Genomic DNA, 26,490 nt, shown 5'->3' with positions numbered 1-26,490 from the left:
CAATGCAAAAAAAACTATCCAAGTTACTGTTATTGGCCGGTACATTTATGTTTCAGGCGTGTGCTGCACAATCCCATTTGGTGCAGGACGAAATGGAGACCATCACCAAAGAAAATTTAAAGTACTACCTCTATTATCCTGAAGACTACTTCGCATCGGAAGACAGGGATTTTGGCCTGTTGCTGTTTCTTCATGGCGGGGGTGAATCTGGAGGGGACATCAAAGAGGTCAAATACAACGGCCCGCCAAAAATGCTTGCCGAGGGCAAACAATTTCCCTTTTTGATCTTGGCCCCGCAAAATCCCCACGCACAAAAATGGTGGAATACGGACGCAGTCGTCCAATTATTGGACTCCGTTGTCAATACCAATAGGGTGGATAAAAATAGAATTTACTTGACCGGGCTGAGCAGGGGCGGAAGTGCATCTTGGGAACTGGCCACGCAATATCCGGACAAGTTTGCGGCCATGGCCGTAGTTTGCGGTATGACGCCCTTGCCCTATGCCCATTGGATAGATAAGAACATGCCCATCTGGGTTTTTCATGGCGATGAGGATCAGGTAATCCATGTGGAGGAATCTGACAAGATGGTGGAAAAGTTGAGAGCGATGGGCCGCGATGTTCGCTACACAAGATACAAGGGCGTAGGCCACAACGCATGGAAACGGGCTTACACGACCGACTCACTCTATACTTGGTTGGCAGAGCAAAAACGCATAAACTAAATTTGATGAAATACCCGATTATTTTCCTAGGTCTTCTTTTGACGGTTAGCTGTAAACAAAAAGCCAAAAGCCAAAATGAATCTGTCCAAACCGAAACAGCAATTCGTTTGGACTCCATTTCCAGTGATACCATTATCAAGGAGGAAAAACCTGTTTTAAAAACATTCGAGGGATTGGCCGATACCACTTTTGTGCGACTGGCCGATTTTAGTGAAGATTTTGCATATGACATGCGCTATGCCACCGAGAATAATTTTTTAAAGGCCAAGGTGTACGACTGCGCCGAATGCTATACAAGGGTAAAAACAGCAAAGGCATTGATTAAGGCCAACAAGGATTTTATGGAAAAAGGGGTAAAAATCAAGTTTTTTGATTGTTATCGCCCCAACTCGGTACAATACAAAATGTGGGAGATTGTCCCCAACCCCCAATATGTAGCCAATCCAGATAAAGGATCTATTCACAACAAGGGCGGTGCCGTGGATATTACCTTGGTTGACCTGGAGGGCAATGAACTTGATATGGGAACCGATTTTGATTACTTCGGGAAAAGGGCCTATCATGACAATATGGATTTGCCACAAGAGATCTTGGATAACCGAAAACTGTTAAAGGAGACCATGGAAGCACACGGTTTTTGGTCCATCAGAACCGAATGGTGGCATTATAACCTTTCAGCTGCCACCAATGATAGGGTCGCCAATTTTAAATGGGAATGCGACGATTAAATCTTTTTGCACAGCAAAAAAATCAAGTTGTCGTTGATATCGGTGGTAAAGAACAGGTAGGTCTCGCCCCCATCTTTGATAGTATGCCTTTTGCGAAGCTCGGCAACCGATAAGGGGAAGTTCCTTGTTGTGATGTTCGCTTTTGGGACGGCCATTGATCTTATGGACTTTTTGGAATAAGGAAGGGTCTTTTCAATGGTAAATCTTCTCCCGGGAAAATCTACAAGAGTGTCAGCAGTGTATAAATGGGAGTGGGGGTGGAGTTTTTTAAGCTTGTAGGTTTTGGCTACGGACTTAAACCCACCGGACTTTAAAATAGCGGCATTGGGTTCGTACAAATGAGCGGAAGGCTCCCCAAAATCAATGGCGGTATTTTGTTCTTCTTCCAGTTTAAAATTAAATTCATCGGTTCGGTCTGGCAGTAAATTGATGGTTTTTATTCCAATGCTTCCGCTGTATCCCTTTTCTAAAATAAAGAGGAGTTCCTTTACTTCGTTATTGGTGGCCACAACATGAACCTCTTTTACGAATTCCAGTTCCCCAATCCCTTTTTTTATATCTAAAAGCGGGGATGTTTTTATGAGAATATGTTGTGTTCTTTCAAAAATCAAAGACAGGTGTTCGGGTACATCGGGCAGGCAATCCTCTAAGAGAAAAACCTTTCCTTTTTTATCACTTCTTCGGGAGGGATCAACATAGATCCAATCAAAATTTTGTGTTGATTCCTTTAAAAATGTAATGCCATCTTCGGGCAGGCATTTTATGTTGTTCCGCCCTAAAACCTTGAAATTATGGGCTGCAATTTCACTCAGTTCCGAATTGATTTCACAATGAAGGACGGAAGCCATTTTTTTTGAAAAAAAGTAACTGTCGACACCGAATCCCCCCGTAAGGTCCACCAAGGTTTTTCCACTTACAATTCGGGCCTTATATTCAGCTGTCGATTCGGAGCTGGTTTGTTCAATATTGAGTTTGCTTGGGTAGTAGATATGGGATGAGGCAAACCAAGTGGGCAGTTTATCCCGACTCTTTTTTTTAGCTTCTATCTGCTCGACCAGCTCTTTTTGGGAAATGCCCTGAAAAACAGGTTTTTTAAGTAAAATTGACAGGGTGTCTGCGGAGATGTTTTTTGATATAAAATCCTGGACACCGATAGTTAAAATAATATCGTTCAAACCGGTGCTATAAGTTTTTGGTCAATTTCTTCACAAAGGAATATTCCGTTAAAAACTCCTTTAAAACAACCTTTATGGCCGTATATCCGGGTACTGCGACCACCATTCCGACCACACCGAACAAAAGCCCTGCAATAATGATGATCAGAAAAATCTCCAGAGGGTGGGACTTTACGCTTGTGGAAAAAATAAAGGGTTGTGAAAAGAAATTATCAATGAGCTGACCTACCGTCAAACCAATAAAAACATACATGGCCTTTGGCAAAATAACAGTGCTGAAATCTGCCCCGAGCGAACTGGTCATGGTCAGGGTAATCATGATCACTCCCCCAATGATCGGACCTATGTAGGGGATGATATTGAACAGGGCGCACAAGAATGCAATAACAATGGCATTTTCAACGCCCACGATCAATAGTGCTATGGTGTAAATCACAAAGAGTATAAAGAGTTGAAGTAAAATCCCGGCAAAGTATCTGGAGAGCAGGTTATTGATCTTGTCAATGGACTTTACCAGATTGCTTTCTTTGTTGTCCGGTACAAAGGTCAAGATGCCATTTTGCATCAATTTACTGTCCTTTAAAAAGAAAAAGGAAATAAAGAGAACGGAAAAAAGGCCAACGCTGAAATTGCTCAGTGCATTGACAAACGAGTTAAGAAAATTGGGGATAAAACCCAGATCCAATCCTTGTAACACATTTTCTTCGATGTGGGATTCGTTCAGCAAGGTGTTGAAACTTCCCGTTGAGGCACCAAAATAGTCCAAGGTTTGAATGTAAAGCGTGTTAAGGTCGGCTTTAAGTGCTTCAATATCCAGTAGGGACAGATTTTTACTTTGTTCGGCGATCAGGGGGATAAAAAGGGCGAGTATCCCTAAAAAAATGGCCAGCATGAATATCATGGTAACCACAACGGCCAAGGTATTGGGAAACTTGAGCTTTCTTCGCAGGAACAATACGATGGGTCTGCCCAACAAGGCCAAAACCGCTGCAATGGCCAAATACGCCAATACGGACTGGATTTTGTAAAAAAACCAACCTAAAAGAACCACACCGACCATAATGGCCACTGCCCGTAATATTCCGTTGGCGATTGTTTTGGCATTCATGTTTTAATTTTTAAAGGCATATTCCACAATATTGGCTCCCATTTGTAAGGCTTTCAACCGAACTTCTTCCGGGTCGTTGTGCACGCTCGGATCTTCCCAGCCATCCCCAAGGTCGCACTCGTAAGTGTAGAGCAAAACTAATCTTCCCCGATTAAAAACCCCAAAGGCCTGCGGTCTTTTCCCATCATGCTCGTGGATTTTGGGAAGTCCATCCACAAACTTGAATTTTTGCGAAAATATGGGATGGTCGGCACCCAGTTCCTCCAAGGGTTTGTCCGGGAAAACCTTTTCCAATTCCCTTTTCAGATAAGGTTCCATGCCGTAGTTGTCGTCAATATGTAAAAAACCTCCGGACAAAAGATAGGTTCGCAAATTCTGGACTTCTTCATCTGTGAAAAAGACGTTGCCATGTCCTGTCATGTGCAAAAATGGATATTTAAAAATAGAGACGCTCCCTGCTTCCACCGTTTCCGGTTCTGGATCGATCTTTGTATCAATATTGGTGTTGCAAAATTGAATTAAGTTGGGAAGTGCCGTGGGGTTGGAATACCAATCGCCCCCACCTCCATATTTAAGTACGGCAATCTGCTGGGCATGTATTGCAGTTACCGCAAAAAACAGTAGGGTACATATTAAATGGATATGTTGTTTCATATGGAAGCAGTTGACCAGCCTTTCAAAAATAGGATATTCCTTTGTAAAAAATAAAGTACGGTCCCATTAGTTGTTGATTGTGGCCACTGTTGTGCAGGCCACAATGGCCGCTGTCTCGGTGCGGAGTCGATTTCTTCCCAGGGCAATGGGGACATATCCCTTTTCTTTGGCCAGATCGATTTCTTCTTTGGAGAAATCACCTTCGGGCCCGATAAGTATCGTAACATCATTGTCGGCGATCACTCTTCGTTTTAACTCCATTTTCTCCCCATTTTGGCAATGGGCAATAAATTTTAGGCCAATGGTAGTATCGGATTCCAAAAAGTCCTTACAGGGTATTGGTGGGTTGATCTGTGGTAAAACTGTTTGCAACGATTGTTTCATGGCAGCTTGCAGTACACGCTCCATTCGTTCCAGTTTAATGGTTTTTCGTTCGGAGTGGTCGCAAATGATCGGGGTAATCTCATCCACGCCTATCTCGGTGGCCTTTTCCAAGAACCATTCATATCGGTCATTCATTTTTGTAGGGGCAACCACCAAGTGCAGTTTATATCTTTTTGGAATTGATTTACGCTGCGAAGTAATACGTGCCCTGCATCTTTTTTGGTCCGGCTCCAAGATTTCAGCTTCGAACAAATAGCCTTTGCCATTGGTGATGTGTACAATGTCTCCTTCGGATTTTCGCAAGACCCGGACAATGTGTTTGCTTTCATCGGGCGGAAAAACAAACTGTTTGGCACTATTGTCCAACGATGGATTGTAGAAAAGCTGCATAGTTAAAGTTTACATTAATGTCCCCTTTTGGGGAAATCCCTCGCCTTTGGGCGAAGACTTTGGTTTATTTTTATTTCACGTTCCGTCCCCACCCAATCTCACCATAGGGAAGAACCGTTCTCTCCTCCTTTGGAGGGGCTGGGGGAGGACTCTTTAGGCGAAACCTATAGCTAATTAGCTACCTATGGCGTAACGTGCCTTGGCGGCAATACTTTGGCCGGTGAACATCCCCTTTTCAAACTTAAGGTAACCAACAATACCGATCATGGCGGCGTTGTCCGTGCAATACTCAAATTTAGGAATAAAGGTTTGCCAGCCCAACTTTTCCTCTGCATCCTTAAGTCTTCCCCGAATTCCTGAATTTGCAGCAACACCCCCGCCAATGGCAATTTTATTTATACCGGTCTGGTCAACAGCCAATTGCAGCTTTTCCATTAATATCTCCAGAATGGTGAATTGCACCGAAGCACAAATATCATTCATGTTTTCGGAAACAAAATCTGGGTTCTTTTGGGTTTCTCGTTGTAAAAAATAGAGAATACTGGTCTTTAACCCACTAAAACTGAAGTTAAGTCCATCAACTTTTGGTTTTGGGAAGGTAAAGGCATCTGGATTGCCCAGTTTTGCATATTTATCGATCAATGGGCCACCGGGGTAGGGCAGTCCCATCAATTTGGCACTTTTGTCAAAGGCCTCGCCCACGGCATCGTCCAAGGTTTCGCCCAAGACTTCCATGGTAAAGTGATCCGTGACCTTCACAATTTGTGTATGTCCCCCACTAATGGTCATTGCCAAAAACGGAAATGTTGGGGAAGTCTGGTCCTTATCCTCGATAAAATGGGCGAGAATGTGGGCTTCCATGTGGTTTACCTCGATCAAGGGTATGTCCAGGCCCAGTGCCAAAGATTTGGCGAAAGAGGTGCCCACCAGCAAAGATCCCATAAGTCCGGGCCCTCGTGTAAATGCTATGGCAGATAGCTGTTTTTTGTCGATATTTGCCTTGGCCAAGGCTTGGTGTACCACGGGAACAATATTTTGTTGATGTGCCCTTGAGGCCAATTCTGGGACAACACCCCCATATTGCTTGTGAATTTCTTGGGTAGCTACCACATTGCTCAGTACTTTTGTATGGCAAAGCACGGCAGCAGAGGTGTCATCGCAGGATGATTCGATTGCAAGAATATATTTTTTTGGATTTTCCACGCGTTTTGGAACAAAAATTGGTTGTCAAAGGTAAAACATAAAAACCCTATCAAAAAACTTCGTAAAATACTGTTGCGTTTCCTTTTGGCCATTATCCTTATTCTGGTATTGGGCTCTTTGGTATTGTCCTTGCCTGCGGTACAGACCAAGTTGGGAAAATACGCTACCGATGCCTTAAACGAGGAGTTTGGTACAAACATCCACATTGAACGGATAAGCATGTCCCTGTTCAACATGAATGCAGGGATAAAGGGTATTTATGTGGAAGATTATAGGAAGGACACATTAATTTACATTCACAAGCTGACCACATCTATTTTAAACCTGCGTAATATGGCCAATAATAAGATGGAGTTTGGCGATATGGAATTGGACGGTCTTACCTTTAACTTAAAGACCTACGAAGGGGAAACGGACACCAATCTGGATGTGTTTGTGGCCAAATTGGATGACGGTAAGCCCAGAGACCCCGGAACCCCTCCATTTTTTATGTCTTCTGATGAGATTGAGATACATGGCGGGAAATTTAGGTTGGTCGATGAGAACCTCGAAAAACCAGAGGTGCTGAATTTCTCGGAAATTGAAGTTTTGGCGCACGATTTTAAGGTACTTGGACCGGATGTCTCCTTAAAAATAGACGACCTTTCCACCTTGGCAAAGCGAGGGATACGCCTTGAGAAATTGGCTACCGATTTTAAATACACCAAGCAACAGATGCGCTTTGATTCCCTGCTGATCGATACAGAGCAATCCGAACTAAAAGGTAATTTGGTGTTCAATTATGAGCGGGAAGATCTGGCCAATTTTGTTGATTTGGTGAAGATCGATGCCAATTTTACGGAATCTTCCGTGGCCCTAAACGAGATAAATGCGTTTTACGATGAATTTGGTCAGGACAAAACGGTGACCTTTACCGGGGACTTTAGTGGGGTGCTCAACCAACTCCAGGTAGATAATTTGTTTCTTTTTACCGATAATACAGGTATTCGGGGCGACTTTAGGTTCGATAACATTTTTAGTAGGCAGGCTCCCTTTGTATTGCGTGGTGATATAGACAACCTTACCTCCAGTTATTATCAATTACGGAGTATTTTGCCCCAAATATTGGGCAGGAACATTCCGGGGTCCGTTCAAAAATTGGGTCAGTTTACAGTGCGTGGGGATACGGAGATCACAGAGACCTCCATTGACGTAACCGTCAATTTGAACACTGCTGTGGGCGATAGCTACGTGGATCTTCAAATGACCAATGTGCAGACCATAGAAGATGCCTCGTACATTGGTTTTATTTCTTTGATCGATTTTGATATCGGGGAATTTATAGATAATGAAGACCTTGGACTTGCCTCTATGGACATGAACGTGGAAGGAAAGGGATTTGTAGCGGAGAGCTTGAATACCGAAGTTTCCGGGGACATCTACAAATTTGAATTCAACGATTACGAGTATAACAAAATAAAGGTTTCCGGTATTTTGAGGAACGAACTTTTTGATGGCGTGCTTTTGTGCAACGACGATAACTTTAGGTTCGATTTTCAAGGATTGGCCAATTTCGGGGCCCGGGAGAACAAATTCAACTTTGTGGCCGCAGTGGACTACGCCGACCTTAAGGAATTGAATTTTATCAACGATAGCATTTCCATATTTAAAGGGCATGTGGATATGGATATTGAAGGCAACAATCTTGACGACATGGCAGGACAGTTGCGTTTTTCCAATACCACCTATCAAAATGCGAACGACACCTACTATTTCGAGGATTTCAATGTGACCTCTTCCTTTGATCGGGACACCATACGAACCGTGGAGATTAACTCACCGGATATCATCACCGGATATATGCGAGGGAATTTCAAGGTAAACGAACTGGGAAGATTGATCCAGAATTCCATCGGAAGTATCTATACCAATTACCAGCCCTTTGAGATTTCGGGCGGTCAACATCTCGACTTCAACTTTAAGATTTACAACAAGATTGTTGATGTGTTTGTCCCGGAAATGGCTTTTGATGCCAACACCTATATTCGAGGGGCCATAAAGGCGGACCAAAGTGATTTTAAGCTCACCTTTAAATCGCCCAGTATCGAGGCCTTTGGGAACAAGTTCGATAATATTGAGTTGAAGATAGACAACAAAAACCCATTGTTCAACACCTTTGTGTCCGTGGAGGACATGTCCACGGTGTATTACGATATCAAAGATTTTAACCTGATCAATACCACCTTAAAGGACACCCTTTTCTTTAGAACGGAGTTTAAGGGAGGAAGCGAGTACAACGACAGCTATAACCTGAACTTTTATCACACCTTTAACGAAAACAACCGATCGGTCATTGGACTCAAAAAATCGGACATTAGCTTTAAAGGGAACACTTGGGTGCTCAACAAGAACGGGAACAATAAGAACAAGGTAATCTTTAACAGCTCCTTGGACAGCATCAGGATAGAGGATGTGGTCATGGACAACAATAACCAAGAACAGATTCGATTAAGGGGAGAGTTTGCGGATTCCACCTATAAAGATTTGGACCTACAGTTTAAATTGGTATCCCTAAACAAGATCACCCCGGCGATCGACAGCCTAAAACTGGACGGGAAAGTGGATGGCTTTCTCAATATTTTACAGAAAGATGGAAAGTATCTGCCCACTTCAAGTTTACATATCCAAAACTTCAGTATCAACAAGATGCACATGGGCGATTTGGAAGTTGGCATTTATGGCAACAACGACCTTACCGAGTTTGGCGTGAGCACCTGGCTCAATGATAAGGGAAAAGAACTCATGAGCATAAATGGAAAGGTCACCAACATAAACAATGAGCAAGAACTGGACCTGGTCGCTGACTTTACCGATTTTGCCCTAGAGCCCTTCAACCCGTTGGGGGAGGACATTATTTCCAATATTAGGGGAAAGGTCAGTGGCAATGCAACCATCACCGGTAATGTGGAAAACCCTGCTATTAATGGGGTGCTCAGCTTAAATGATGCGGGCATTGGAATTCCCTATCTCAACGTGGACTATGATTTTGCACCCTATTCCCAGGTACGCTTGTTTGACCAGACCTTTTATTTTGAAAATGTGGAGCTTTCCGACGTGGAGGAGGGCACCACGGCCACTTTGGACGGTACCATAAGCCACACCGGTTTTGATGATTGGTTCCTTGGGCTGGATGTGGATACCAATAACGACCGCTTCATGATTTTGAACACCGAATACGATGAGGAAACCCTCTATTACGGAACAGGTTTCATCAATGGAACGGGAAGTATTTATGGTCCAACCGATGCCTTGACCATTACTGTGGATGCCATTACGGCTAGGGGCACTTCCCTTAAGATCCCGTTGAGCGATGTGACCAGCGTAGGGGATTATTCATTTATCAATTTTTTGGAAAAAGGGCAATCCAAGTCCTTTGAGGAAGAACGGGTGTTGGATGAATACCAAGGGTTGGAAATGGCCTTTGACCTTGCTGTTACCCCCGAGGCAGAAGTGGAGATTGTAGTGGACCGGTCCACGGGAAGTTCCCTAAAGGGAACAGGGGAAGGTATTTTGTTGATCGAGATCAATACCAATGGAAAATTCAATATGTACGGGGACTTTGTTGTGGTGTCCGGGGAATATAATTTTAAATATGGCGGCGTCATAGATAAAAAGTTCAAGGTGCGTCCTGGGGGCACCATTCTGTGGGAGCGAGACCCACTGGCGGCACAATTGAACTTGGAAGCGGTATATTCCCTTAATGCCAATCCCGCGCCACTTTTGGACAATGCGGGATATACAGGAAGAATACCCACCGAAGTTGTTATAAGGTTGGACGGGGAACTGGAAAGCCCCAACATCAATTTTGGGATCGATTTTCCCGGCACGACCTCTGTAGTGCAGTCCGAACTGGAGTATCGCTTGCAAGATCCGACCATTAAGGAAAGAAACGCCTTCTTTTTGTTGGCACAGGGAACCTTTGTGAACCCACAATCGGGAGGGATCAACCAACAGGCCGTTACCGGAAACCTGATCCAGACCGCTTCAGGGCTTTTCAACCAAATACTATCGGGAAACAACGACAAACTTAACTTCGGGGTGTCCTACGAGCAGGGTTATAACGATCCCAACGCCGATATTGCCACGGAGGATAGGATAGGGGTAACGGTCTCCACACAATTGTCCGACCGTATTTTGGTGAACGGCAGGGTAGGGGTACCGGTCGGCGGCGTTTCGGAAACGGTGGTAGCCGGCGATGTTGAGGTGCAGGTATTGTTGAACGATGAGGGAACGCTCAGTGCCAAGATATTTAACAGGGAAAACCAGGTGCAGCAGTTCTTGGCCGAAAGACAAGGGTATACCCAAGGGGTGGGGCTGTCTTACCAAGTGGATTTTGACAGTTTTAGGGAGTTGATGCGGAAGGTGTTCAACAAGCAGGAAAAATCGGCAACAGAACAAAAAAGCACTCCCAGAAAACAGCCCACGCAGGTCATGGGAAAGGACAGTTTGATTCGTTTTTCGGAAAAGCCTGTTAATCAACCCTAATCAACACAATAAAATTTATATTTTTTAAAGTTTTTGTATTAATTTATTACGAAAACGTTTGAGAAAATCCTATAAAACAAATAAATTATCAAGGTATTCAAAATTTGAATAAAGTTTCCTAGCTTTGACCTCTTAAAAATTTGAATGGCTTCAGAAATTAAAAAAATAGGCGTTTTTACCTCAGGCGGAGACTCTCCTGGAATGAATGCCGCAATTCGTTCCGTTGTCCGTACTTGTGCATATTTGGGAATTGAGTGCGTGGGCATCTACAGAGGGTACCAAGGAATGATGGAAGGCGATTTTAAGACCTTGGATGCACGTAGTGTAAACAACATTATCAACAAGGGAGGTACTATTTTAAAATCCGCCCGTTGCGAGGAATTTAGGACTGAGAAAGGAAGAAGGAAAGCTTACGACCAACTGACCAAGGAAGGTATCGACGCCTTTGTGGTCATTGGTGGGAACGGAAGCTTTACAGGTGCGCTTTTGTTCACAGAAGAATACGATTTTCCAGTAATTGGAATCCCGGGAACCATTGATAACGATATTTTGGGATCTTCCTATACCATAGGTTTTGATACCGCGATCAACACCGTGGTGGATGCCATTGACAAGATTCGTGATACCGCAAGTTCCCACAACCGGCTCTTCTTTGTTGAGGTCATGGGCAGGGACGTAGGGCACATTGCCCTTAACGCAGGTGTGGGCGCAGGTGCCGAGGAAATTTTAATTCCCGAACAGAATCTGGGACTTGAGCGTTTGTTGGATTCCCTAAAACGAAGTAAAGCCTCGGGGAAATCATCTAGTATCGTAATTGTTGCCGAAGGGGATAAAATAGGTAAGAACGTTTTTGAACTAAAGGAATACGTGGAAGAGCATTTGCCCATTTATGACGTTAGGGTGTCCGTACTGGGGCATATGCAGCGAGGGGGCAACCCAACTTGCTTTGACCGCGTTCTGGCCAGTAGAATGGGCGTTAAGGCCGTTGAGAGCATTCTGGAGGGCAAATCAAACCTAATGGTAGGTATAAAGGATACCAAATTGGTGCTTACACCTTTGGCAGAGGCCATAAAAGCGCACACGGAAATCGACGAAGAGCTCATAAGAGTTTCGGATATAATGACAACTTAATTTAAACACAAAAAAGAAGAACATGTCAAATTTGAAAATAGGAATCAACGGATTCGGTAGAATAGGAAGGTTGGTATTTAGGGCAACCGTAAAAAGAGGTGATGTAGATGTTGTGGCAATCAACGATTTGTTGGATGTTGAGCACTTGGCCTACTTGTTGAAGTACGACTCTGTTCACGGAAATTTTGAAGGTACCGTGGAGGTGAAAGATGGAAATCTGGTAGTCAACGGTAATACAATCAGGATTACGGCAGAACGTGACCCAAAGAATTTAAAATGGGATGCGGTCGGCGCTGAGGTCGTTGCAGAATGTACCGGTATTTTCACCACTTTGGACATGGCCCAATCACATATTGATGGTGGTGCCAAAAAAGTCGTGATCTCCGCTCCATCCAAGGATGCCCCAATGTTTGTTATGGGTGTTAACCATAAAGATGTCAAGGCAACGGACACTATTATTTCCAATGCTTCCTGTACCACCAACTGTTTGGCACCGATCGCCAAAGTTCTTAACGATGAGTTTGGTATTGCTGAAGCTTTGATGACAACGGTACACGCCACAACGGCAACCCAATTGACCGTTGATGGTCCTTCTAAAAAGGATTACAGAGGTGGTAGAAGTGCCCTTTTGAACATCATTCCAGCGTCTACTGGTGCCGCAAAAGCGGTAACCAAGGTTATTCCTTCGCTGGAAGGTAAACTAACAGGTATGGCGTTCAGGGTCCCTACTGCAGATGTTTCCGTAGTGGATTTGACCGTAAAATTGGAAAAAGAGACTTCCTACGAAGGTATCAAAGCTGCTATGAAGGCTGCTTCCGAAGGGGAATTGTCGGGAATTTTGGGATATACCGAAGAAGCTGTAGTCTCCCAAGATTTTGTTGGGGATGTTAGAACTTCCATTTTCGATGCAGGTGCTGGAATTGAGCTAAATTCCAAATTTTTCAAAGTGGTTTCTTGGTACGACAACGAAACCGGTTATTCCAATAAATTGGTTGACTTGGCCCTGCACGCAGCAAGCCTATAATTTTTTTATCTCAATAATTTTTCATCCTGAAGGGAGGATTCCTCTCTTCAGGATTTCAATATAAATCTCGACGTATGGTTTTGATTGTGGATAGTGGTGCCACTAAATCCGATTGGATTGCCTTGGATGATAATGGGAAACAACTGTTTGTTACCCAAACCTTGGGCCTTAGCCCGGAAGTGCTTACCAAAGAAGTAATAGAGGACAGGTTGGCCAATAATTTTGAACTTTCCAAAAACAAGGAAAAAGTACGTCAATTGTATTTTTATGGTGCCGGTTGTGGTACCGATAGAATGAAAATTTTTTTGAAATCCATCTTCAAGGATTTCTTTCCCAATGCCAAAGCCGAGGTGAGGGAAGATACCTATGCCGCTATATATGCCACCACTAAAATTGGCAAACAGGGTATTGTCTGTATTTTGGGAACCGGTTCCAATTGTAGTTATTACGATGGTCACCAGCTGATCCAGAAGGTAACATCACTTGGTTACATTTTAATGGACGATGGCAGTGGGAACTTCTTTGGAAGAAAACTGATCCGGGATTACTATTTCCATAAAATGCCACAAGACCTTGGTGTAAAATTCGCCAAGGAATTCGACCTGGATGCCGATGTCATTAAAGATCATCTGTACAAGCAACCCAACCCAAACACGTATTTGGCCACATTTGCACGTTTTATCATTGAAAACAAGGAGCATCCTTATTGCAAAGGGGTCATTGAAAAGGGACTTCAGCAGTTCGTGAACAATTACATCATGCAATACGAACTGGCCACCAAGGTGCCCGTTAGCTTTGTAGGGAGCATAGCCCACTTTTTAAGGGATGAACTGAAGGCCTGTATGGAACGCAACGATTTGATCTTGGGTGTCATCCGACGTAGGCCCATCGAGGGTCTCGTGGAGTTCCACCAAGGTACTATCTAACAGCGATCATCGATATTTCAACATTGACAAACTTGGGCAGGTTTGCGACTTCCACAGTTTCCCTTGCTGGTGCGGTATCCGCATCAAAATAAGTGCCGTACACTTCATTGATCTGGGCAAACTGGTTCATGTCCTTGATAAATATCGAGGATTTGATCACATGCCCAAAAGTCATCCCCGCTTCGGCGAGAATGGCTTTTAAATTTTCCATGGATTGTCTGGTCTCGGCCTTTATATTGCCTTCAACCAATTCACCCGTTGTGGGATCAATGGGAATTTGCCCGGATATATACAGCGTATCTTTTATGAGCACTGCTTGGTTGTAGGGCCCAATAGGTGCCGGTGCTTTTGAGGTGTTTATTATTTTTTTCATGGGAATGTTTTGGTACAAGGTAAAAAATATCGAGCTAAAATTATCGCTGACTTCTGTTTTCCCATTTGATATCGCTCAATAGGGAACTCTTTATCCCAATAAAGAAGTACCAACGTTCGTACCTGCCAAAGGGTGTCCAATCAAAACTTAGTCTAAAACTGCCAAGGTCGCGTTTAAAGGCAAATCGTGTATCGGCAAAACCTTTGTTCTTTAAATCATACCCGGAGTTAAAACCTACTTCCCACTTAGGTGAAAGTTGAATGTTCCCCGAGAACATTAAAGAGTGGTTGGTGATTTCACTCTGTCGGTTACTGTTGTTGTATGAGGCCACATAGGTAAAGCGGGCGTCCCAAGGTAGTTTATTGTTGTATATAGGATTGTCCTGTGTATTGCCTTTGCTTTGTTGCCTTCCGGTCTGCCCTCTGCCAAATGCACGATCTCCCCGGACATCGTCCATGGCAAATGGGTTGTCGCTAAAATCCGATTGTTTTTCCTCGTCGCTCTTCTCCTTTGCGCCCCCTTTTTGGAACATTTCACTGTTCAGCGAAAAACTGGTGTTTATCCTGGCTGAGGTCAATCTTGCAATGCCCCCGCCATTTTTTATGTTGAGGGTGTTGATACGGCGACCATTGTTATCAATGGCATAGGGGTCAAAAGTGGCGGCGAAATTAATGGGAACATTTTTTATGATTTCGGTGGCCCCGCTCATACTTACCGGGCTGAGCTTTAAGGAATCCGCCTCTAGGTTATAACTGGCGGAAAACGAAAGATTGCTCAAGATTTTTACTTTCTTGGGTTCGGTGGCCGTGGAATCTTTGTCCCTGACCTTTGCCTCAAGGGAGTTCTGAAGGGAAAAGCTCAAGGAACTTCCTTTGTTCAGGGAAGGTCTTCCATAGATGCTGGTCTCGAAGGGAGTGTACTGAACCTCTTCGCCATCCCCATCGGTATAGGATTCGTAAAACTGCTCAAAGGAAGGGGTGTAGCTATAACTGATCGAGGGGCGCATTACGTGCCGTAACGCCTGTATCTTTTTATCCTCGCCACGGTTCCATGTACCGTACATTGTTGTACCTATACTGGTTCCAAAACTATATCGGTTAAAACGGTCAAAACCCGAAATGGTATCGGTCACCACCTCCTCCAATTCGGCATCATATTGCCGCCTAACGGTTTTCATGGACCAGATATCCTCGTAGTTGCCACTTAAACTTACACTAAGGTACTTGGCCAGTTTAAAATTGGTCGCAATGGGTATTCTGTGCCTTGCCCCGATTTTGGCATCATCGAACATGCCGCTTTTGAAAAAGTTTTCCTCTGTTGTGGTAATGCTGTTCTGCGCATTGACATCGTACTGAAAATTGATGTTTTCAAAAACCCCTTTTTTGATTTCATCCCGTTTCACAAAAGGATAGATACGTTCCATGCTTGCCTGAAAGTTCGGCAGGGACATATTGATGGTGCGTTCCTCCGATCGGGTGTTTTGGGTATGGCTCAGCGTTAGACTTGTATTTACCGATGGATAGGCCGGAAATGTTTTGGAGTAGCTAATGGAGGATGCAAAAGTGTTTGTTTGCGAATTGTTCCGGTTTACCTGGTTAAGGGAGTTGGTGTAATATTGACTGGACCCTAAGTTGACGGATGCGGAAAAACGCGAATTGGGGCTGGCCTTGGAGTCTTGGGAGTGCGATATCCTGATGTTGTAGTTGCTGGTTCGGCTGTAATCGTCAAAACCCTTTTGACTTGTGACCAGGTTTTCGTAACTGATGTTTATATTCCCCTTGAACTTATAGCGCTTGGTGTAAACGGAACTTCCCTGTAGACCATAGCTGCCGTTGGTGTAATAATCCCCCGTGATACTCAGGTCCACATAATCGCTTATAGGCAGGTAATATCCGCCATTTTGGATAAAATAGCCTCTTCGGGGATCATTGCCAAAGGTAGGGAACAAGATTCCAGCCACCCGGCCCGTGGTCAATGGGAAATAAGCAAAGGGCAGGGCGACAGGTGTGGGTACGTCCATAATGTACATATTGCTGTACCCTGCTATAATTTTCTTTTTGGGAACAAATTTGGCTTTTCGTACCCTAATATAATAATCGGGGTTTACCGTGTCGTTGGAGGTGGTCAGTTTGCCCTCGTTTAAAAAGTAAACCGAATCGTTCTCTTTTTTTGTCTTTTCGGCATACACCTTCATGGCGTCGCTTCCCAATTGTCCCAACCCCGCCTGTTGCTCGGTTCTGGAATTCCAGATCAGGGCCTTTTGGGTATCAAAATTAAAACGGATGGAATCGGGCCGGACCTCTTGGTCCCCTTGTTTAAAAAAGGGCAATTGCGAGTAATTGCCCAACGAATCCTTCATGCGCCCGGCATAGACCTCGTTTTTTACATAGTCCATAACAATAACCCCCGCTTTAAGCTCGGTATCCTGATAATGGATTTCCGCTTCGTCGTACAGGTAAATTTTATTGTCCTTTTGGCTAAGTTTTACATAGTCTTTGGCCTTATATTTGATTTTGTCCAAAAGCAAAGGCTGCTTTTTGGGAACGGTATCCGTTGCAACGGAATCCGTCTTTATCGAATCGTTCAAGATGTTCGGGGGCAACAAAGGAGCAGTGATGGTGTCCTTGGAAGCCTTGATGGGCAAAGGTCTGATAAGGTCTTCTTGAGCACTTAAGGTAACTGTGCCACAAAGAAGAACAAATAGGAAAAGTAAAAGATGTTTATTTGGTTGCAACGTGATAAATCCTATTTTTGTGCTAGTTTGGCCCAGTTTTTGGCCTCAAACTTACATATATTTTTTGTTCTACTTATTGGTGATTACGATATTTTTAACCATTAATGAACGCTATAATTACTCAGTTCTTATGAATAAAAGTCGGTTAGCATTTTTAGTTTTTCTACTTCTGGTCCTTCCTTTGACCTCTTTTAACAAAAATGATACCGAGGTATTGCCCAAAGATAAATTTGTTGTGGTCTTGGATGCAGGGCATGGTGGGCACGACCCGGGAAATATTGGAAATGGGTACCTGGAAAAGGAAATAGCCCTGGCCATTGTCCTAAAAGTAGGGAAGGAGCTGGAAAAGCACCCCGATATAAAAGTAGTCTATACCAGGAACGATGACACCTTTGTCGATTTGTTCGTAAGGGGCGAGATCGCCAACGAGGCCAATGCCGATCTTTTTGTTTCGGTACATTGCAATGCACATAATTCCAATGCTTATGGAACAGAAACATACGTACTGGGGCTGCATGCCAATCGTCAAAACTTTGAGGTAGCCAAAAAGGAGAACTCCGTAATTTATTTGGAGGATGATTACGAGCAGCGATATGCAGAGTACGATATTAATTCCCCGGAATCTGTGATAGGGCTGACCATTATGCAGGAAGAGTTTCTTGACCAGAGCATACAATTGGGAAAAAAGCTACAGGATAATTTTACCAAAGGACTCAAGCGCAAGGATAGAAAGGTAAAACAGGCAGGGTTCATCGTACTGCACCAAACCTTTATGCCCAGTGTTTTGGTGGAAGCCGGTTTTTTGACCAATAAAAACGAAGGAAGCTATCTTAACTCCAAAAAAGGACAGGAGGAAATGGGAAAGGCCATTGCCGATGCCGTGTTGGCCTATAAAGAGGATATGGGCTTTACATCCACACCAGTGGACGACACCCCTCCAGTAAAGGAGGATAAAACAGCTACTACCGTACCAACGGATGGCCCAAAAAAGCAAGAAGAAGTAAAAGGGAAACAGCCTGAAAAGAAATCTTCCGGGATCCAGCATGAAGAAAAGAAAGCCAAAGAAGATACGGGAATAGTGTTCAAAGTGCAATTGATGGCCAGTGGAAAAAATATTGCACTCAATGGAAGTAACTTCAATGGCCTGGGCGAATTGTCCAAGGAGCCCTATAAGAACCTGTTTCGGTATATGTACGGGAATGCAAATACTTATGAAGAGGCCAAGAGGTTAAAGAAAAATGCGGATGCCAAAGGCTATACAACATCGTACATTGTGGCATACAAGAACGGGCTAAGGGTTCCCATTACGGATGTAGTGAAGTAGAATGCCCTCAAAAGCACTCTTGTAATAATTATTCCTAAATTTGTTTAAACCATAAACCGAATCTTTTGAAACTATCCAGGGAAATCAAAACTGGGATTATCGTAGTCGCTGGAATCGTAGCCTTCATTTTTGGGCTTAGCTACTTAAAATCCTCCCCACTTTTTGAGAACAACAAGACTTTTTATGCTGTTTACGACAATGTGGGCGGATTACAGCCCGGGACCCAGGTTTCCATTAACGGATACAATGTGGGCAATGTTACCAGTATCAATTTTAAGGACAGTTCCGGTAAATTGTTGGTGACCTTATCGATCAATAATGAATTTGAATTTTCCAAAAACAGTATTGCTGAACTTTTCGATACCGGCATCATCGGCGGAAAAGGCGTTCAAATCGTTCCAATCTTCGACAAAGCGCCCAGAGCAAAATCAGGAGATACACTGCAATCCAAAATAAAACCCGGCATCACCGAGTTGGTACAACAAAAATTGACGCCCTTGCAGATGAAGGTTGAAGGAGCGGTGTCCAACGCCGATACATTATTGATGAATGTGAACCAGATATTGGACGACCCTACCAAAAAACAGCTGCAAGAAACCATAGTTTCATTAAATCAGTTGGTAAAATCCTTTAAGGGAAGCGCAGATAATCTGCACACTTTGCTGGACAATAATAAAATGCAGTTGGACAGTTCCTTGAAAAATGTAAACCGAATCACTTCCAACTTTTCAAAACTGTCCGATTCCCTGGTAAACTCCGATCTTGGTGGGGCCCTTACCGAGTTCAAGACTACCGTGGAAAAGCTTAACGACATATTGGCCAAAATAGAAAGGGGCGAGGGCTCTTTGGGCAAATTGCACCAAGACGATGCGCTCTATAACAATTTGGCCGATGCATCAAGGGAGTTGGATCTATTGTTGCAGGATTTTAGGCTAAACCCCAAACGCTATGTCAATGTTTCTGTATTTGGTAAAAAGCAAAAAGAGTACACGCTCCCAGAGAACGATCCCGCAGAGCAGCAGGATTCTACGGGACTAAAAGAAAATCAATAAATGGAATATCTGCCCAATATAGTATTCGCCATAGCCCTGATTCTGGGTATTGGGTTCTTTGCCCGCAATGTTAAAAAGTTGTCCCGGAACATCAGACTCGGAAAGGGTATTGATGTGAGCGACAACAAATCCCAACGGTGGAAAAACATGGCAAAGATAGCTTTGGGACAGACCAAAATGGTAGTGCGGCCCATAGCCGGTCTTATGCATATTATTGTTTATGTGGGCTTTATCATTATAAATATAGAGGTGCTCGAGATCATCCTCGATGGCCTTTTGGGAACACACAGGTTGTTTTCTCCCTTGGGCCCCGTGTACAATTTTTTGATCGGGTCTTTTGAAATATTGGCACTTTTGGTCATTGTCGCCGTAGTGGTTTTCTGGATCAGAAGGAATATCATCAGAATACAGCGTTTTATAAAACCCGAAATGAAAGGTTGGCCCAAAACCGATGGAAACATGATCCTCTATATCGAGTTTGTGCTGATGCTCTTGTTCTTGACCATGAACGCTACGGATTTTCAGTTACAGCGGATAGGGGCAGAACACTACGTGCAAGCAGGGTCCTTTCCCGTGAGCCAGTTTATTGTTCCATTGTTTGACGGGCTATCGGAATCTTCATTGATTTTTGTGGAACGAACAGCATGGTGGTTGCATATTTTGGGCATATTGGCTTTTTTAAACTACCTCTATTACTCAAAACATTTGCATATCCTTTTGGCCTTTCCGAACACCTATTATGGAAAAGTAAAGCCACAGGGACAGTTCAATAACCTGGAATCCGTCACCAAAGAGGTGAAACTGATGATGGACCCCGATGCAGACCCATTTGCCGCACCCGCGGAGGATGATGCGGCGGAGCCCGAGAAATTCGGGGCCTCGGATGTCATGGATTTGAATTGGGTACAACTGCTCAATGCCTATACCTGTACCGAATGTGGACGATGTACTTCGGAATGTCCGGCCAATCAGACCGGAAAAAAACTATCTCCCCGAAAAATTATGATGGATACCCGCGACCGTTTGGAGGAAGTGGGAAAAAATATAGATGCCAATAAAGGAAAGTTTGTTCCCGATGGCAAGGAATTATTGGGCGATTACATCACAACGGAGGAACTTTGGGCTTGTACCACTTGCAATGCCTGTGTTGAAGCATGTCCCGTAAGCATAGATCCCTTGTCCATTATCGTGGAAATGCGCAGGTATTTGGTCATGGAGCAATCGGCCGCCCCTACCGAACTGAACAATATGATGTCCAACATAGAGAACAACGGAGCCCCTTGGCCCTACAATCAAATGGACCGTTTAAATTGGGTAAACGAATAAATCTAGTACTATGAGCGAACAATTAAAGGTTAAGACCATGCAGCAGTTTATGGCAGAAGGCAAACAGCCGGAAATATTGTTTTGGGTAGGTTCTGCGGGTAGTTACGATGATCGTGCCAAAAAGATATCGCGGGCCTTTGTGAAGTTGTTGAACAAGGCCAATGTGGATTTTGCCGTTTTGGGCACCGAGGAAAGTTCCACGGGAGATGTGGCAAAAAGAGCCGGTAACGAGTTTTTGTTCCAAATGCAGGCCATGATGAACATAGAATTACTGAATGGCTACGAAATAAAACGAATAGTCACCTGCGATCCACATTCTTTTAATACCTTAAAAAACGAATACCCGAGTTTAGGCGGCAATTACGATGTGGTCCACCACACACAATATCTTAAAGAACTTATTGATGACGGGCGTTTGGCCATTTCGGGGGACGGATACAAGGGAAAACGCATTACTTTCCACGACCCCTGTTATTTGGGCAGGGCCAATTCCGTTTTCGATGCACCAAGGGAAGTGCTCGGCAAGACCAGTGCTGAATTGGTAGAAATGAAACGACACAGGAAAACTGCCCTTTGTTGTGGGGCGGGAGGTGCCCAAATGTTCAAGGAGCCCGAAAAAGGGGATATGGACATTAACGTATTGCGCACCAAGGATGCCTTGGAAACCAACCCCAATATTATTGCAACAGCTTGCCCATATTGCAATACCATGATGACGGATGGGATAAAGGCACACGAAAAAGAGGACAGTGTCACCGTTTTGGACGTGGCCGAACTGTTGGCGAGTTCCCAAGGCTTATAAATTGAATATAAAAATGTCAGGTCGAGCGCATGCCTCCCGAATATGGGTAGGCGGTCGAGACCGAAATAAATAAAAAAAATGCTAGTAGATTTCAATGAATTGCCAGACCACTCCAGAGTTTGGGTCTATCAATCCAACAGGAGTTTTACGGAAGAAGAACTGAAGGAATTGGAAGAGAGCCTAACAGCTTTCCTAAAGGAATGGACCGCACATGGAAGTAATTTACATGCGGGATTCGAGATAAAGTACAAGCGATTTATCGTTATCGGATTGGACCAGACCAATGTAAGTGCATCGGGTTGCTCCATTGATGCTTCGGTACACTTTATACAAAGTCTGGAGCAGCAATACAATGTAGAATTGCTGGACAGGATGAACGTATCCTTCAAACAAGGTGAATACATTGCCTACAAGCCCCTAAAGGATTTCAAGAAAATGGCCAAGGCCAAATCGGTTTCCCCGAACACCATTGTTTTTAACAACTTGGTGGCCACAAAACAGGAATATTTGGACCATTGGGAAGTCCCTGCCAGCGAAAGTTGGCACTCCAGGTTTGTATAGGTTTTAAATACTGGACGTCAAAGCTTCAAATTCGATTGATTTCAGGGCGTGGACCAACACCGAGAATTTTCATTGACCACGGCCACTTCTCGGCACCTGCCTTTGCCTACGAACGGGATATAGTGCTTTTCGGGATTTTAGTGGAAGAATTACAACAACTAAAGCGCTACACTCTTAAATTATCTTAAATCTTATGCTTTCCTCGATGAAATGCAATATTTTTATTGCCAATAAGTTCAGGTCTTAGACAAGATTTTTATGCGGATAAATCTCCATCTCCCCCTTTTTCTACTGTTTTGTTTACAAGCTATCGGGCAATTTAACCCGTTGGTCGTTAAAGACTCCGTGGCCCAAATGGCATGGGTGGAAAACCACTATGCAAACATGACGCTTGAAGAACGGATAGGACAGTTGTTTATGGTGAGCGTTGCATCGAACCAAAGTAAATCCGCAACGGATAGGGTAAGTGACCTTGTCGCATCCGAAGGTATTGGAGGGGTCATCTTTTTAGTGGGGGGACCTGTCCAACAGGCACAATTGACCAACGCATATCAAGCAGTATCCAAAGTGCCATTGCTCATTGGTTCCGATGCCGAATGGGGCATGGCCATGCGTTTGGATTCCACCTACGCTTTTCCATGGAACATGACCCTGGGGGCAATCCATGATAGTGCCATTGTGGAAAAGGTGGGGCATCAGATCGGAAAACACGCCAAACGTCTTGGGGTACACATTAATTTTGCACCGGATTTGGACGTGAACAATAATCCGCAAAACCCCATCATAGGTAACCGTTCTTTTGGCGAAGACCCCAAAAATGTGGCAGAAAAGGGAAGGGCCTTTGTTCGGGGCATGGAAAAGGCAGGTGTACTCACCAGTGGTAAACATTTTCCCGGACATGGCGACACCGCTACCGACTCACACAAATCCTTGCCCATCATCAACTCATCTTTGGAGCGATTGGATTCGATTGAACTCTATCCTTTCAAAGAAGTAATGAGCGCTGGATTGAGCTCTATCATGGTGGCCCATTTGGATGTGCCCAGTTTGGAACCTCGGGAAGGGCACCCATCAACACTTTCCAAAAGTATAGTGACGGGCGTATTGCAAAACCAATTGGGATTTAAAGGCTTGGTCATCACCGATGCTTTGAACATGAAGGCAGTTTCGGACTTTGCCCCCGAAGGCGAGGTGGAATTGCAGGCCTTTTTGGCAGGGAATGATTTATTATTGATGCCGGAAAACGTGCTCAAGGCCAAAGAAACTTTCATAAAGGCATATCACGATGGTGTGGTAACGGAGGAAAGATTGGCCAGGTCCGTCAAAAAAATATTGATGGCCAAATACAAGGCAGGTCTTTACAATTATGAGCCTGTACGTTTGGAAAACCTCCTTGAGGACCTGAACGGCATTGAAAACGATGTGGTCTACGAAGAGGCCATTGAAGCCGCCATAACGGTGGCCAAGAACAATTTTTCGTTGATGCCCATCAAAAAACTGGACAATAAAAAAATTGCTTATGTGCATTTTGGTGATGATCCCGGGGCCGCTTTCCACGAAGCATTGAACAAATATTACAAAGTAACCCATATCAAGGCCAGGGATATTGCCCGGTATAAAAAGGAGCTGGCGAAGTATAATTTGGTCATCATCGGTTTCCATAAGGACAATTCAAGTCCTTGGAAAGGCTACAAATTTTCAAAGAACGAGCTTTTTTGGCTGGAGGAAATATCCCGTTTGCGGACCAGTAACACCATTTTGGCCTTGTTCGCTAGGCCGTACGCTTTGTTGGATGTCCTCAATTTTGATACCGTGGACGGGCTAGTGGTGGGCTATCAAAATAGCAGAATAGCGCAGAAAAAGGTGGCCGAGCTTATTTTTGGTGCCATTGGGGCATCGGGCAAACTGCCCGTATCGGCCCATGGCGAGTTTCCAGTGGGCACAGGCGTTGATGTTGAGCCCATTCAGCGTTTGGGGTACAGTATTCCAGAACGGGTGGGGATGAGCTCCGAACTTTTGGCCGAGGTCGATACCTTGGTGCAACATGGACTGGATTCCCTGATGTTTCCAGGGGCACAGGTATTGATTGCCAGAAAGGGAAAAGTTGTCTACGACAAGAATTTTGGTAAACCCACCTATCAATCCAAGGAGCATATCACAGAACAATCTATTTACGACCTGGCTTCGCTAACGAAGATTCTCTCCACCTTGCCCTTGATCATGAAAATGGAGGAAGAGGGGGAGATTGCCCTGAACGATACATTCGGGGAGCTGATTCCCGAATATGCCGATACCGAGTTGAAAGAGGTATCCGTCCTCAAAGCCCTATCCCACTATGGGCGATTGCCTTCCTGGATTGCCTTTTACTTGGATACCTTGAACAAGGACCGAAAGCCATCATCGGAATTTTACAGGCAAAACCCATCGGAGGCATTTCCGTATAAAGTTGCCGAGCATTTATATCTGACCAGGTCATATAAAGATTCCATCTATAGCAGGATTGGCAGACAAAGCCTTAAATCGAACAGGTACCGGTATAGCGATGTGGGCTATTATGTGTTCAAGGAGTATATTGAGGATACCTATAAAAGGCCTATCAACGAATTGATCGATGAGTTCCTGTACAAACCAATGGGGCTGCAACGAACCACCTTTAATCCCTTAAAAAAATTTTCCAAAGAGGAGATAGTTCCTTCCGAAGAGGACGACTATTACAGATATCAGACGGTGCAGGGCTATGTGCACGATATGGGTGCGGCCATGCAGGGCGGTGTAGGAGGCCATGCAGGACTCTTTAGCACGGCCAACGAGGTGGCAAAGATCATGCAAATGTACTTACAGGGCGGGTACTACGGTGGGGAACGGTTTTTTAACCCCCGTACGGTGAAGCGGTTCAATACCTGCTATTTCTGTAACAAAAATGTGAGGCGTGGTGTTGGTTTTGATAAACCCCAACTGGAAGAAAAAGGCCCTACCTGTGGTTGTGTGTCCAGACAGAGCTTTGGCCATAGCGGATTTACGGGAACCTATACCTGGGCCGACCCCGAAGAGGAAATTGTCTATGTTTTTCTGTCGAACAGAACCTACCCGTCTGCAACGAATACATTATTGATCAAATCTGGATTGCGGACACGTATTCAGCAGGCCATTTATGATTCCATTATTAATTAGGTAATAAATAATTGCCTTAGATTTGTCTTATGAAAATAGCGATTGTGTGTTACCCAACCTTTGGCGGTAGTGGTGTTGTTGCCACGGAATTGGGTATTGCCCTTGCAGAGCGGGGCCATGAAGTGCACTTTATCACCTACCGTCAACCTGTGCGTTTGGAACTTTTGGGGAACAACATTCATTTTCATGAGGTACACGTACCGGAATATCCTTTGTTCCACTACCAACCTTACGAGCTGGCGCTTTCCAGTAAGTTGGTGGATACCATCAAACTGTACGATATTGAACTGTTGCACGTGCATTATGCCATACCACATGCCTATGCAGGCTATATGGCCAAAAAGATGCTCCAGGAATACGGGATCTTTATCCCGATGATCACCACCTTGCACGGAACCGATATCACCTTGGTCGGCAAGCACCCCTTTTATAAACCGGCGGTTACCTTCAGCATCAATAAATCGGACGTGGTGACCTCGGTTTCCGAGGCCTTGAAAATGGAGACCTTAAAACTTTTTGATATTGAAAAGGATATTGAGGTGATTCCCAACTTTATTGAGACCACCAAGTACAAGAACAATTATACGGATTGCCAGCGCACCATGATGGCAAGGGAAGATGAACGGATCATAACCCACATCAGTAATTTTAGAAAGGTTAAGCGCATCCCTGACGTCATTAAAATATTCCATCAGATCCAAAAAACAATGCCTGCAAAACTCATTATGGTAGGCGAAGGGCCCGAAAAGGAAAAGGCGGAAGATCTTTGCGATTCTTTGGGCCTGAAGGACAAAGTGCTGTTCTTGGGCAATAGCAATGAAATTGATCGGATCCTTTGTTTTTCCGATCTGTTCCTCTTGCCTTCGGAAACGGAAAGCTTTGGTTTGGCGGCCTTGGAGGCGATGATCAACAAGGTGGCCGTGATTTCCAGCAACACAGGGGGGATTCCCGAAGTAAACATTGACGGGGTATCCGGTTATTTGGCCAATGTAGGTGATGTGGAGACCATGGCGGCACGGGCGATAGAGATCTTAAAGGATGACGAAACCTTGGAAAAGTTCAAGGAAAATGCATTCAATGTGGCATCAAAATTCGATATAGTACATGTGCTGCCCTTGTATGAAGACCTTTATGAAAAGGCCTTTAGATCACGCTTTAAAAACACTTTTTAGCCA

General features: G+C 44.3%; 20 protein-coding genes. 13 read left to right on the top strand and 7 right to left on the bottom strand.

Annotated features, from left to right (window positions below):
* Window positions 1-2: 2 nt before the first annotated feature.
* On the top strand, window positions 3-725 hold the full coding sequence (locus tag AC13CC_RS09085) for a carboxylesterase family protein (RefSeq protein ID WP_482877793.1): 723 nt from the start codon (window positions 3-5) through the stop codon (window positions 723-725).
* 5 nt (window positions 726-730) lie between these two features.
* Entirely contained in the window at window positions 731-1,453 is a 723-nt protein-coding gene (locus AC13CC_RS09080) for a M15 family metallopeptidase (RefSeq protein WP_482877792.1), read from the top strand.
* On the opposite strand, the gene AC13CC_RS09075 is transcribed toward AC13CC_RS09080, so the two are convergent.
* The 5 genes from AC13CC_RS09075 to tsaD all read right to left on the bottom strand — a co-directional run bounded on the left by AC13CC_RS09075 (window position 1,450) and on the right by tsaD (window position 6,367).
* On the bottom strand, window positions 1,450-2,628 hold the full coding sequence (locus tag AC13CC_RS09075; protein WP_482877791.1) for a class I SAM-dependent methyltransferase: 1,179 nt from the start codon (window positions 2,626-2,628) through the stop codon (window positions 1,450-1,452). The genes AC13CC_RS09080 and AC13CC_RS09075 overlap by 4 nt on opposite strands.
* A gap of 7 nt (window positions 2,629-2,635) precedes the next feature.
* Window positions 2,636-3,736, bottom strand: a complete 1,101-nt coding sequence (locus AC13CC_RS09070) for an AI-2E family transporter (RefSeq protein ID WP_326278949.1) — start codon at window positions 3,734-3,736, stop codon at window positions 2,636-2,638.
* A gap of 3 nt (window positions 3,737-3,739) precedes the next feature.
* On the bottom strand, window positions 3,740-4,390 hold the full coding sequence (locus AC13CC_RS09065) for a DUF4159 domain-containing protein (RefSeq protein ID WP_482877790.1): 651 nt from the start codon (window positions 4,388-4,390) through the stop codon (window positions 3,740-3,742).
* 66 nt (window positions 4,391-4,456) lie between these two features.
* Entirely contained in the window at window positions 4,457-5,164 is a 708-nt protein-coding gene (locus AC13CC_RS09060; protein ID WP_326278951.1) for a 16S rRNA (uracil(1498)-N(3))-methyltransferase, read from the bottom strand.
* Between the two features lie 174 nt (window positions 5,165-5,338).
* A complete protein-coding gene (tsaD, locus tag AC13CC_RS09055) occupies window positions 5,339-6,367 on the bottom strand; it encodes a tRNA (adenosine(37)-N6)-threonylcarbamoyltransferase complex transferase subunit TsaD (protein ID WP_482877789.1) in 1,029 nt (342 codons plus the stop codon).
* A 72-nt stretch (window positions 6,368-6,439) separates the two neighbouring features.
* Between tsaD and AC13CC_RS09050 the strand changes: the two genes are divergently transcribed.
* The 4 genes from AC13CC_RS09050 (at window position 6,440) to AC13CC_RS09035 (ending at window position 13,972) form a co-directional block, all read left to right on the top strand.
* Window positions 6,440-10,891 (top strand): translocation/assembly module TamB domain-containing protein, encoded by a 4,452-nt coding sequence (locus AC13CC_RS09050; protein WP_482877817.1) that lies wholly within the window; start codon window positions 6,440-6,442, stop codon window positions 10,889-10,891.
* 144 nt (window positions 10,892-11,035) lie between these two features.
* A complete protein-coding gene (pfkA, locus tag AC13CC_RS09045; protein ID WP_326278953.1) occupies window positions 11,036-12,022 on the top strand; it encodes a 6-phosphofructokinase in 987 nt (328 codons plus the stop codon).
* A gap of 22 nt (window positions 12,023-12,044) precedes the next feature.
* Window positions 12,045-13,046, top strand: a complete 1,002-nt coding sequence (gene gap, locus AC13CC_RS09040; RefSeq protein WP_326278954.1) for a type I glyceraldehyde-3-phosphate dehydrogenase — start codon at window positions 12,045-12,047, stop codon at window positions 13,044-13,046.
* Window positions 13,047-13,120: 74 nt separating this feature from the next.
* Window positions 13,121-13,972, top strand: a complete 852-nt coding sequence (locus tag AC13CC_RS09035; protein ID WP_482877788.1) for an N-acetylglucosamine kinase — start codon at window positions 13,121-13,123, stop codon at window positions 13,970-13,972.
* On the opposite strand, the gene AC13CC_RS09030 is transcribed toward AC13CC_RS09035, so the two are convergent.
* Window positions 13,965-14,345 carry a RidA family protein gene (locus AC13CC_RS09030; RefSeq protein ID WP_482877787.1) on the bottom strand — a complete coding sequence of 127 codons (381 nt, stop codon included), beginning with the start codon at window positions 14,343-14,345 and terminating at the stop codon, window positions 13,965-13,967. The genes AC13CC_RS09035 and AC13CC_RS09030 overlap by 8 nt on opposite strands.
* 40 nt (window positions 14,346-14,385) lie before the next feature.
* Complete coding sequence (locus AC13CC_RS09025) at window positions 14,386-17,079, bottom strand: putative LPS assembly protein LptD (protein WP_326278957.1); 2,694 nt, start codon at window positions 17,077-17,079, stop codon at window positions 14,386-14,388.
* 130 nt (window positions 17,080-17,209) lie between these two features.
* On the opposite strand from AC13CC_RS09025, the gene AC13CC_RS09020 reads away from it, so the two are divergent.
* The 7 genes from AC13CC_RS09020 (at window position 17,210) to bshA (ending at window position 26,487) form a co-directional block, all read left to right on the top strand.
* Window positions 17,210-18,403 carry an N-acetylmuramoyl-L-alanine amidase family protein gene (locus AC13CC_RS09020; protein WP_482877786.1) on the top strand — a complete coding sequence of 398 codons (1,194 nt, stop codon included), beginning with the start codon at window positions 17,210-17,212 and terminating at the stop codon, window positions 18,401-18,403.
* Window positions 18,404-18,468: 65 nt separating this feature from the next.
* Complete coding sequence (locus AC13CC_RS09015) at window positions 18,469-19,455, top strand: MlaD family protein (RefSeq protein WP_482877785.1); 987 nt, start codon at window positions 18,469-18,471, stop codon at window positions 19,453-19,455.
* Entirely contained in the window at window positions 19,456-20,781 is a 1,326-nt protein-coding gene (locus tag AC13CC_RS09010; RefSeq protein WP_482877784.1) for a 4Fe-4S dicluster domain-containing protein, read from the top strand.
* A gap of 10 nt (window positions 20,782-20,791) precedes the next feature.
* Complete coding sequence (locus AC13CC_RS09005) at window positions 20,792-21,583, top strand: (Fe-S)-binding protein (RefSeq protein WP_482877783.1); 792 nt, start codon at window positions 20,792-20,794, stop codon at window positions 21,581-21,583.
* Window positions 21,584-21,661: 78 nt separating this feature from the next.
* The gene (locus AC13CC_RS09000; RefSeq protein WP_482877782.1) at window positions 21,662-22,144 is read left to right on the top strand and encodes an ABC transporter ATPase; all 483 of its coding nucleotides are present in this window, start codon (window positions 21,662-21,664) and stop codon (window positions 22,142-22,144) included.
* 258 nt (window positions 22,145-22,402) lie between these two features.
* Complete coding sequence (locus AC13CC_RS08995; RefSeq protein WP_482877781.1) at window positions 22,403-25,315, top strand: serine hydrolase domain-containing protein; 2,913 nt, start codon at window positions 22,403-22,405, stop codon at window positions 25,313-25,315.
* A 29-nt stretch (window positions 25,316-25,344) separates the two neighbouring features.
* A complete protein-coding gene (gene bshA / locus AC13CC_RS08990) occupies window positions 25,345-26,487 on the top strand; it encodes an N-acetyl-alpha-D-glucosaminyl L-malate synthase BshA (RefSeq protein ID WP_482877780.1) in 1,143 nt (380 codons plus the stop codon).
* Window positions 26,488-26,490: the final 3 nt, after the last annotated feature.

This window comes from Flagellimonas sp. L-11, assembly GCF_056857735.1.
The sequence above is the reverse complement of the archived record's forward strand: the minus strand, read 5'-3'. Positions and strand labels throughout refer to the sequence as shown.

What these genes read in the sequence shown, in the direction of transcription:
- AC13CC_RS09060 (WP_326278951.1), bottom strand. Translation starts at nt 5,164, where the DNA reads ATGCAGCTTTTCTACAATCCATCGTTGGACAATAGTGCCAAACAGTTT.
- AC13CC_RS09065 (WP_482877790.1), bottom strand. Translation starts at nt 4,390, where the DNA reads ATGAAACAACATATCCATTTAATATGTACCCTACTGTTTTTTGCGGTA.
- AC13CC_RS09000 (WP_482877782.1), top strand. Translation starts at nt 21,662, where the DNA reads ATGCTAGTAGATTTCAATGAATTGCCAGACCACTCCAGAGTTTGGGTC.
- AC13CC_RS09035 (WP_482877788.1), top strand. Translation starts at nt 13,121, where the DNA reads ATGGTTTTGATTGTGGATAGTGGTGCCACTAAATCCGATTGGATTGCC.
- bshA (WP_482877780.1), top strand. Translation starts at nt 25,345, where the DNA reads ATGAAAATAGCGATTGTGTGTTACCCAACCTTTGGCGGTAGTGGTGTT.
- gap (WP_326278954.1), top strand. Translation starts at nt 12,045, where the DNA reads ATGTCAAATTTGAAAATAGGAATCAACGGATTCGGTAGAATAGGAAGG.
- AC13CC_RS09070 (WP_326278949.1), bottom strand. Translation starts at nt 3,736, where the DNA reads ATGAATGCCAAAACAATCGCCAACGGAATATTACGGGCAGTGGCCATT.
- AC13CC_RS09030 (WP_482877787.1), bottom strand. Translation starts at nt 14,345, where the DNA reads ATGAAAAAAATAATAAACACCTCAAAAGCACCGGCACCTATTGGGCCC.
- AC13CC_RS09010 (WP_482877784.1), top strand. Translation starts at nt 19,456, where the DNA reads ATGGAATATCTGCCCAATATAGTATTCGCCATAGCCCTGATTCTGGGT.
- AC13CC_RS09005 (WP_482877783.1), top strand. Translation starts at nt 20,792, where the DNA reads ATGAGCGAACAATTAAAGGTTAAGACCATGCAGCAGTTTATGGCAGAA.
- AC13CC_RS09085 (WP_482877793.1), top strand. Translation starts at nt 3, where the DNA reads ATGCAAAAAAAACTATCCAAGTTACTGTTATTGGCCGGTACATTTATG.
- pfkA (WP_326278953.1), top strand. Translation starts at nt 11,036, where the DNA reads ATGGCTTCAGAAATTAAAAAAATAGGCGTTTTTACCTCAGGCGGAGAC.
- AC13CC_RS09080 (WP_482877792.1), top strand. Translation starts at nt 731, where the DNA reads ATGAAATACCCGATTATTTTCCTAGGTCTTCTTTTGACGGTTAGCTGT.
- AC13CC_RS08995 (WP_482877781.1), top strand. Translation starts at nt 22,403, where the DNA reads ATGCGGATAAATCTCCATCTCCCCCTTTTTCTACTGTTTTGTTTACAA.
- AC13CC_RS09020 (WP_482877786.1), top strand. Translation starts at nt 17,210, where the DNA reads ATGAATAAAAGTCGGTTAGCATTTTTAGTTTTTCTACTTCTGGTCCTT.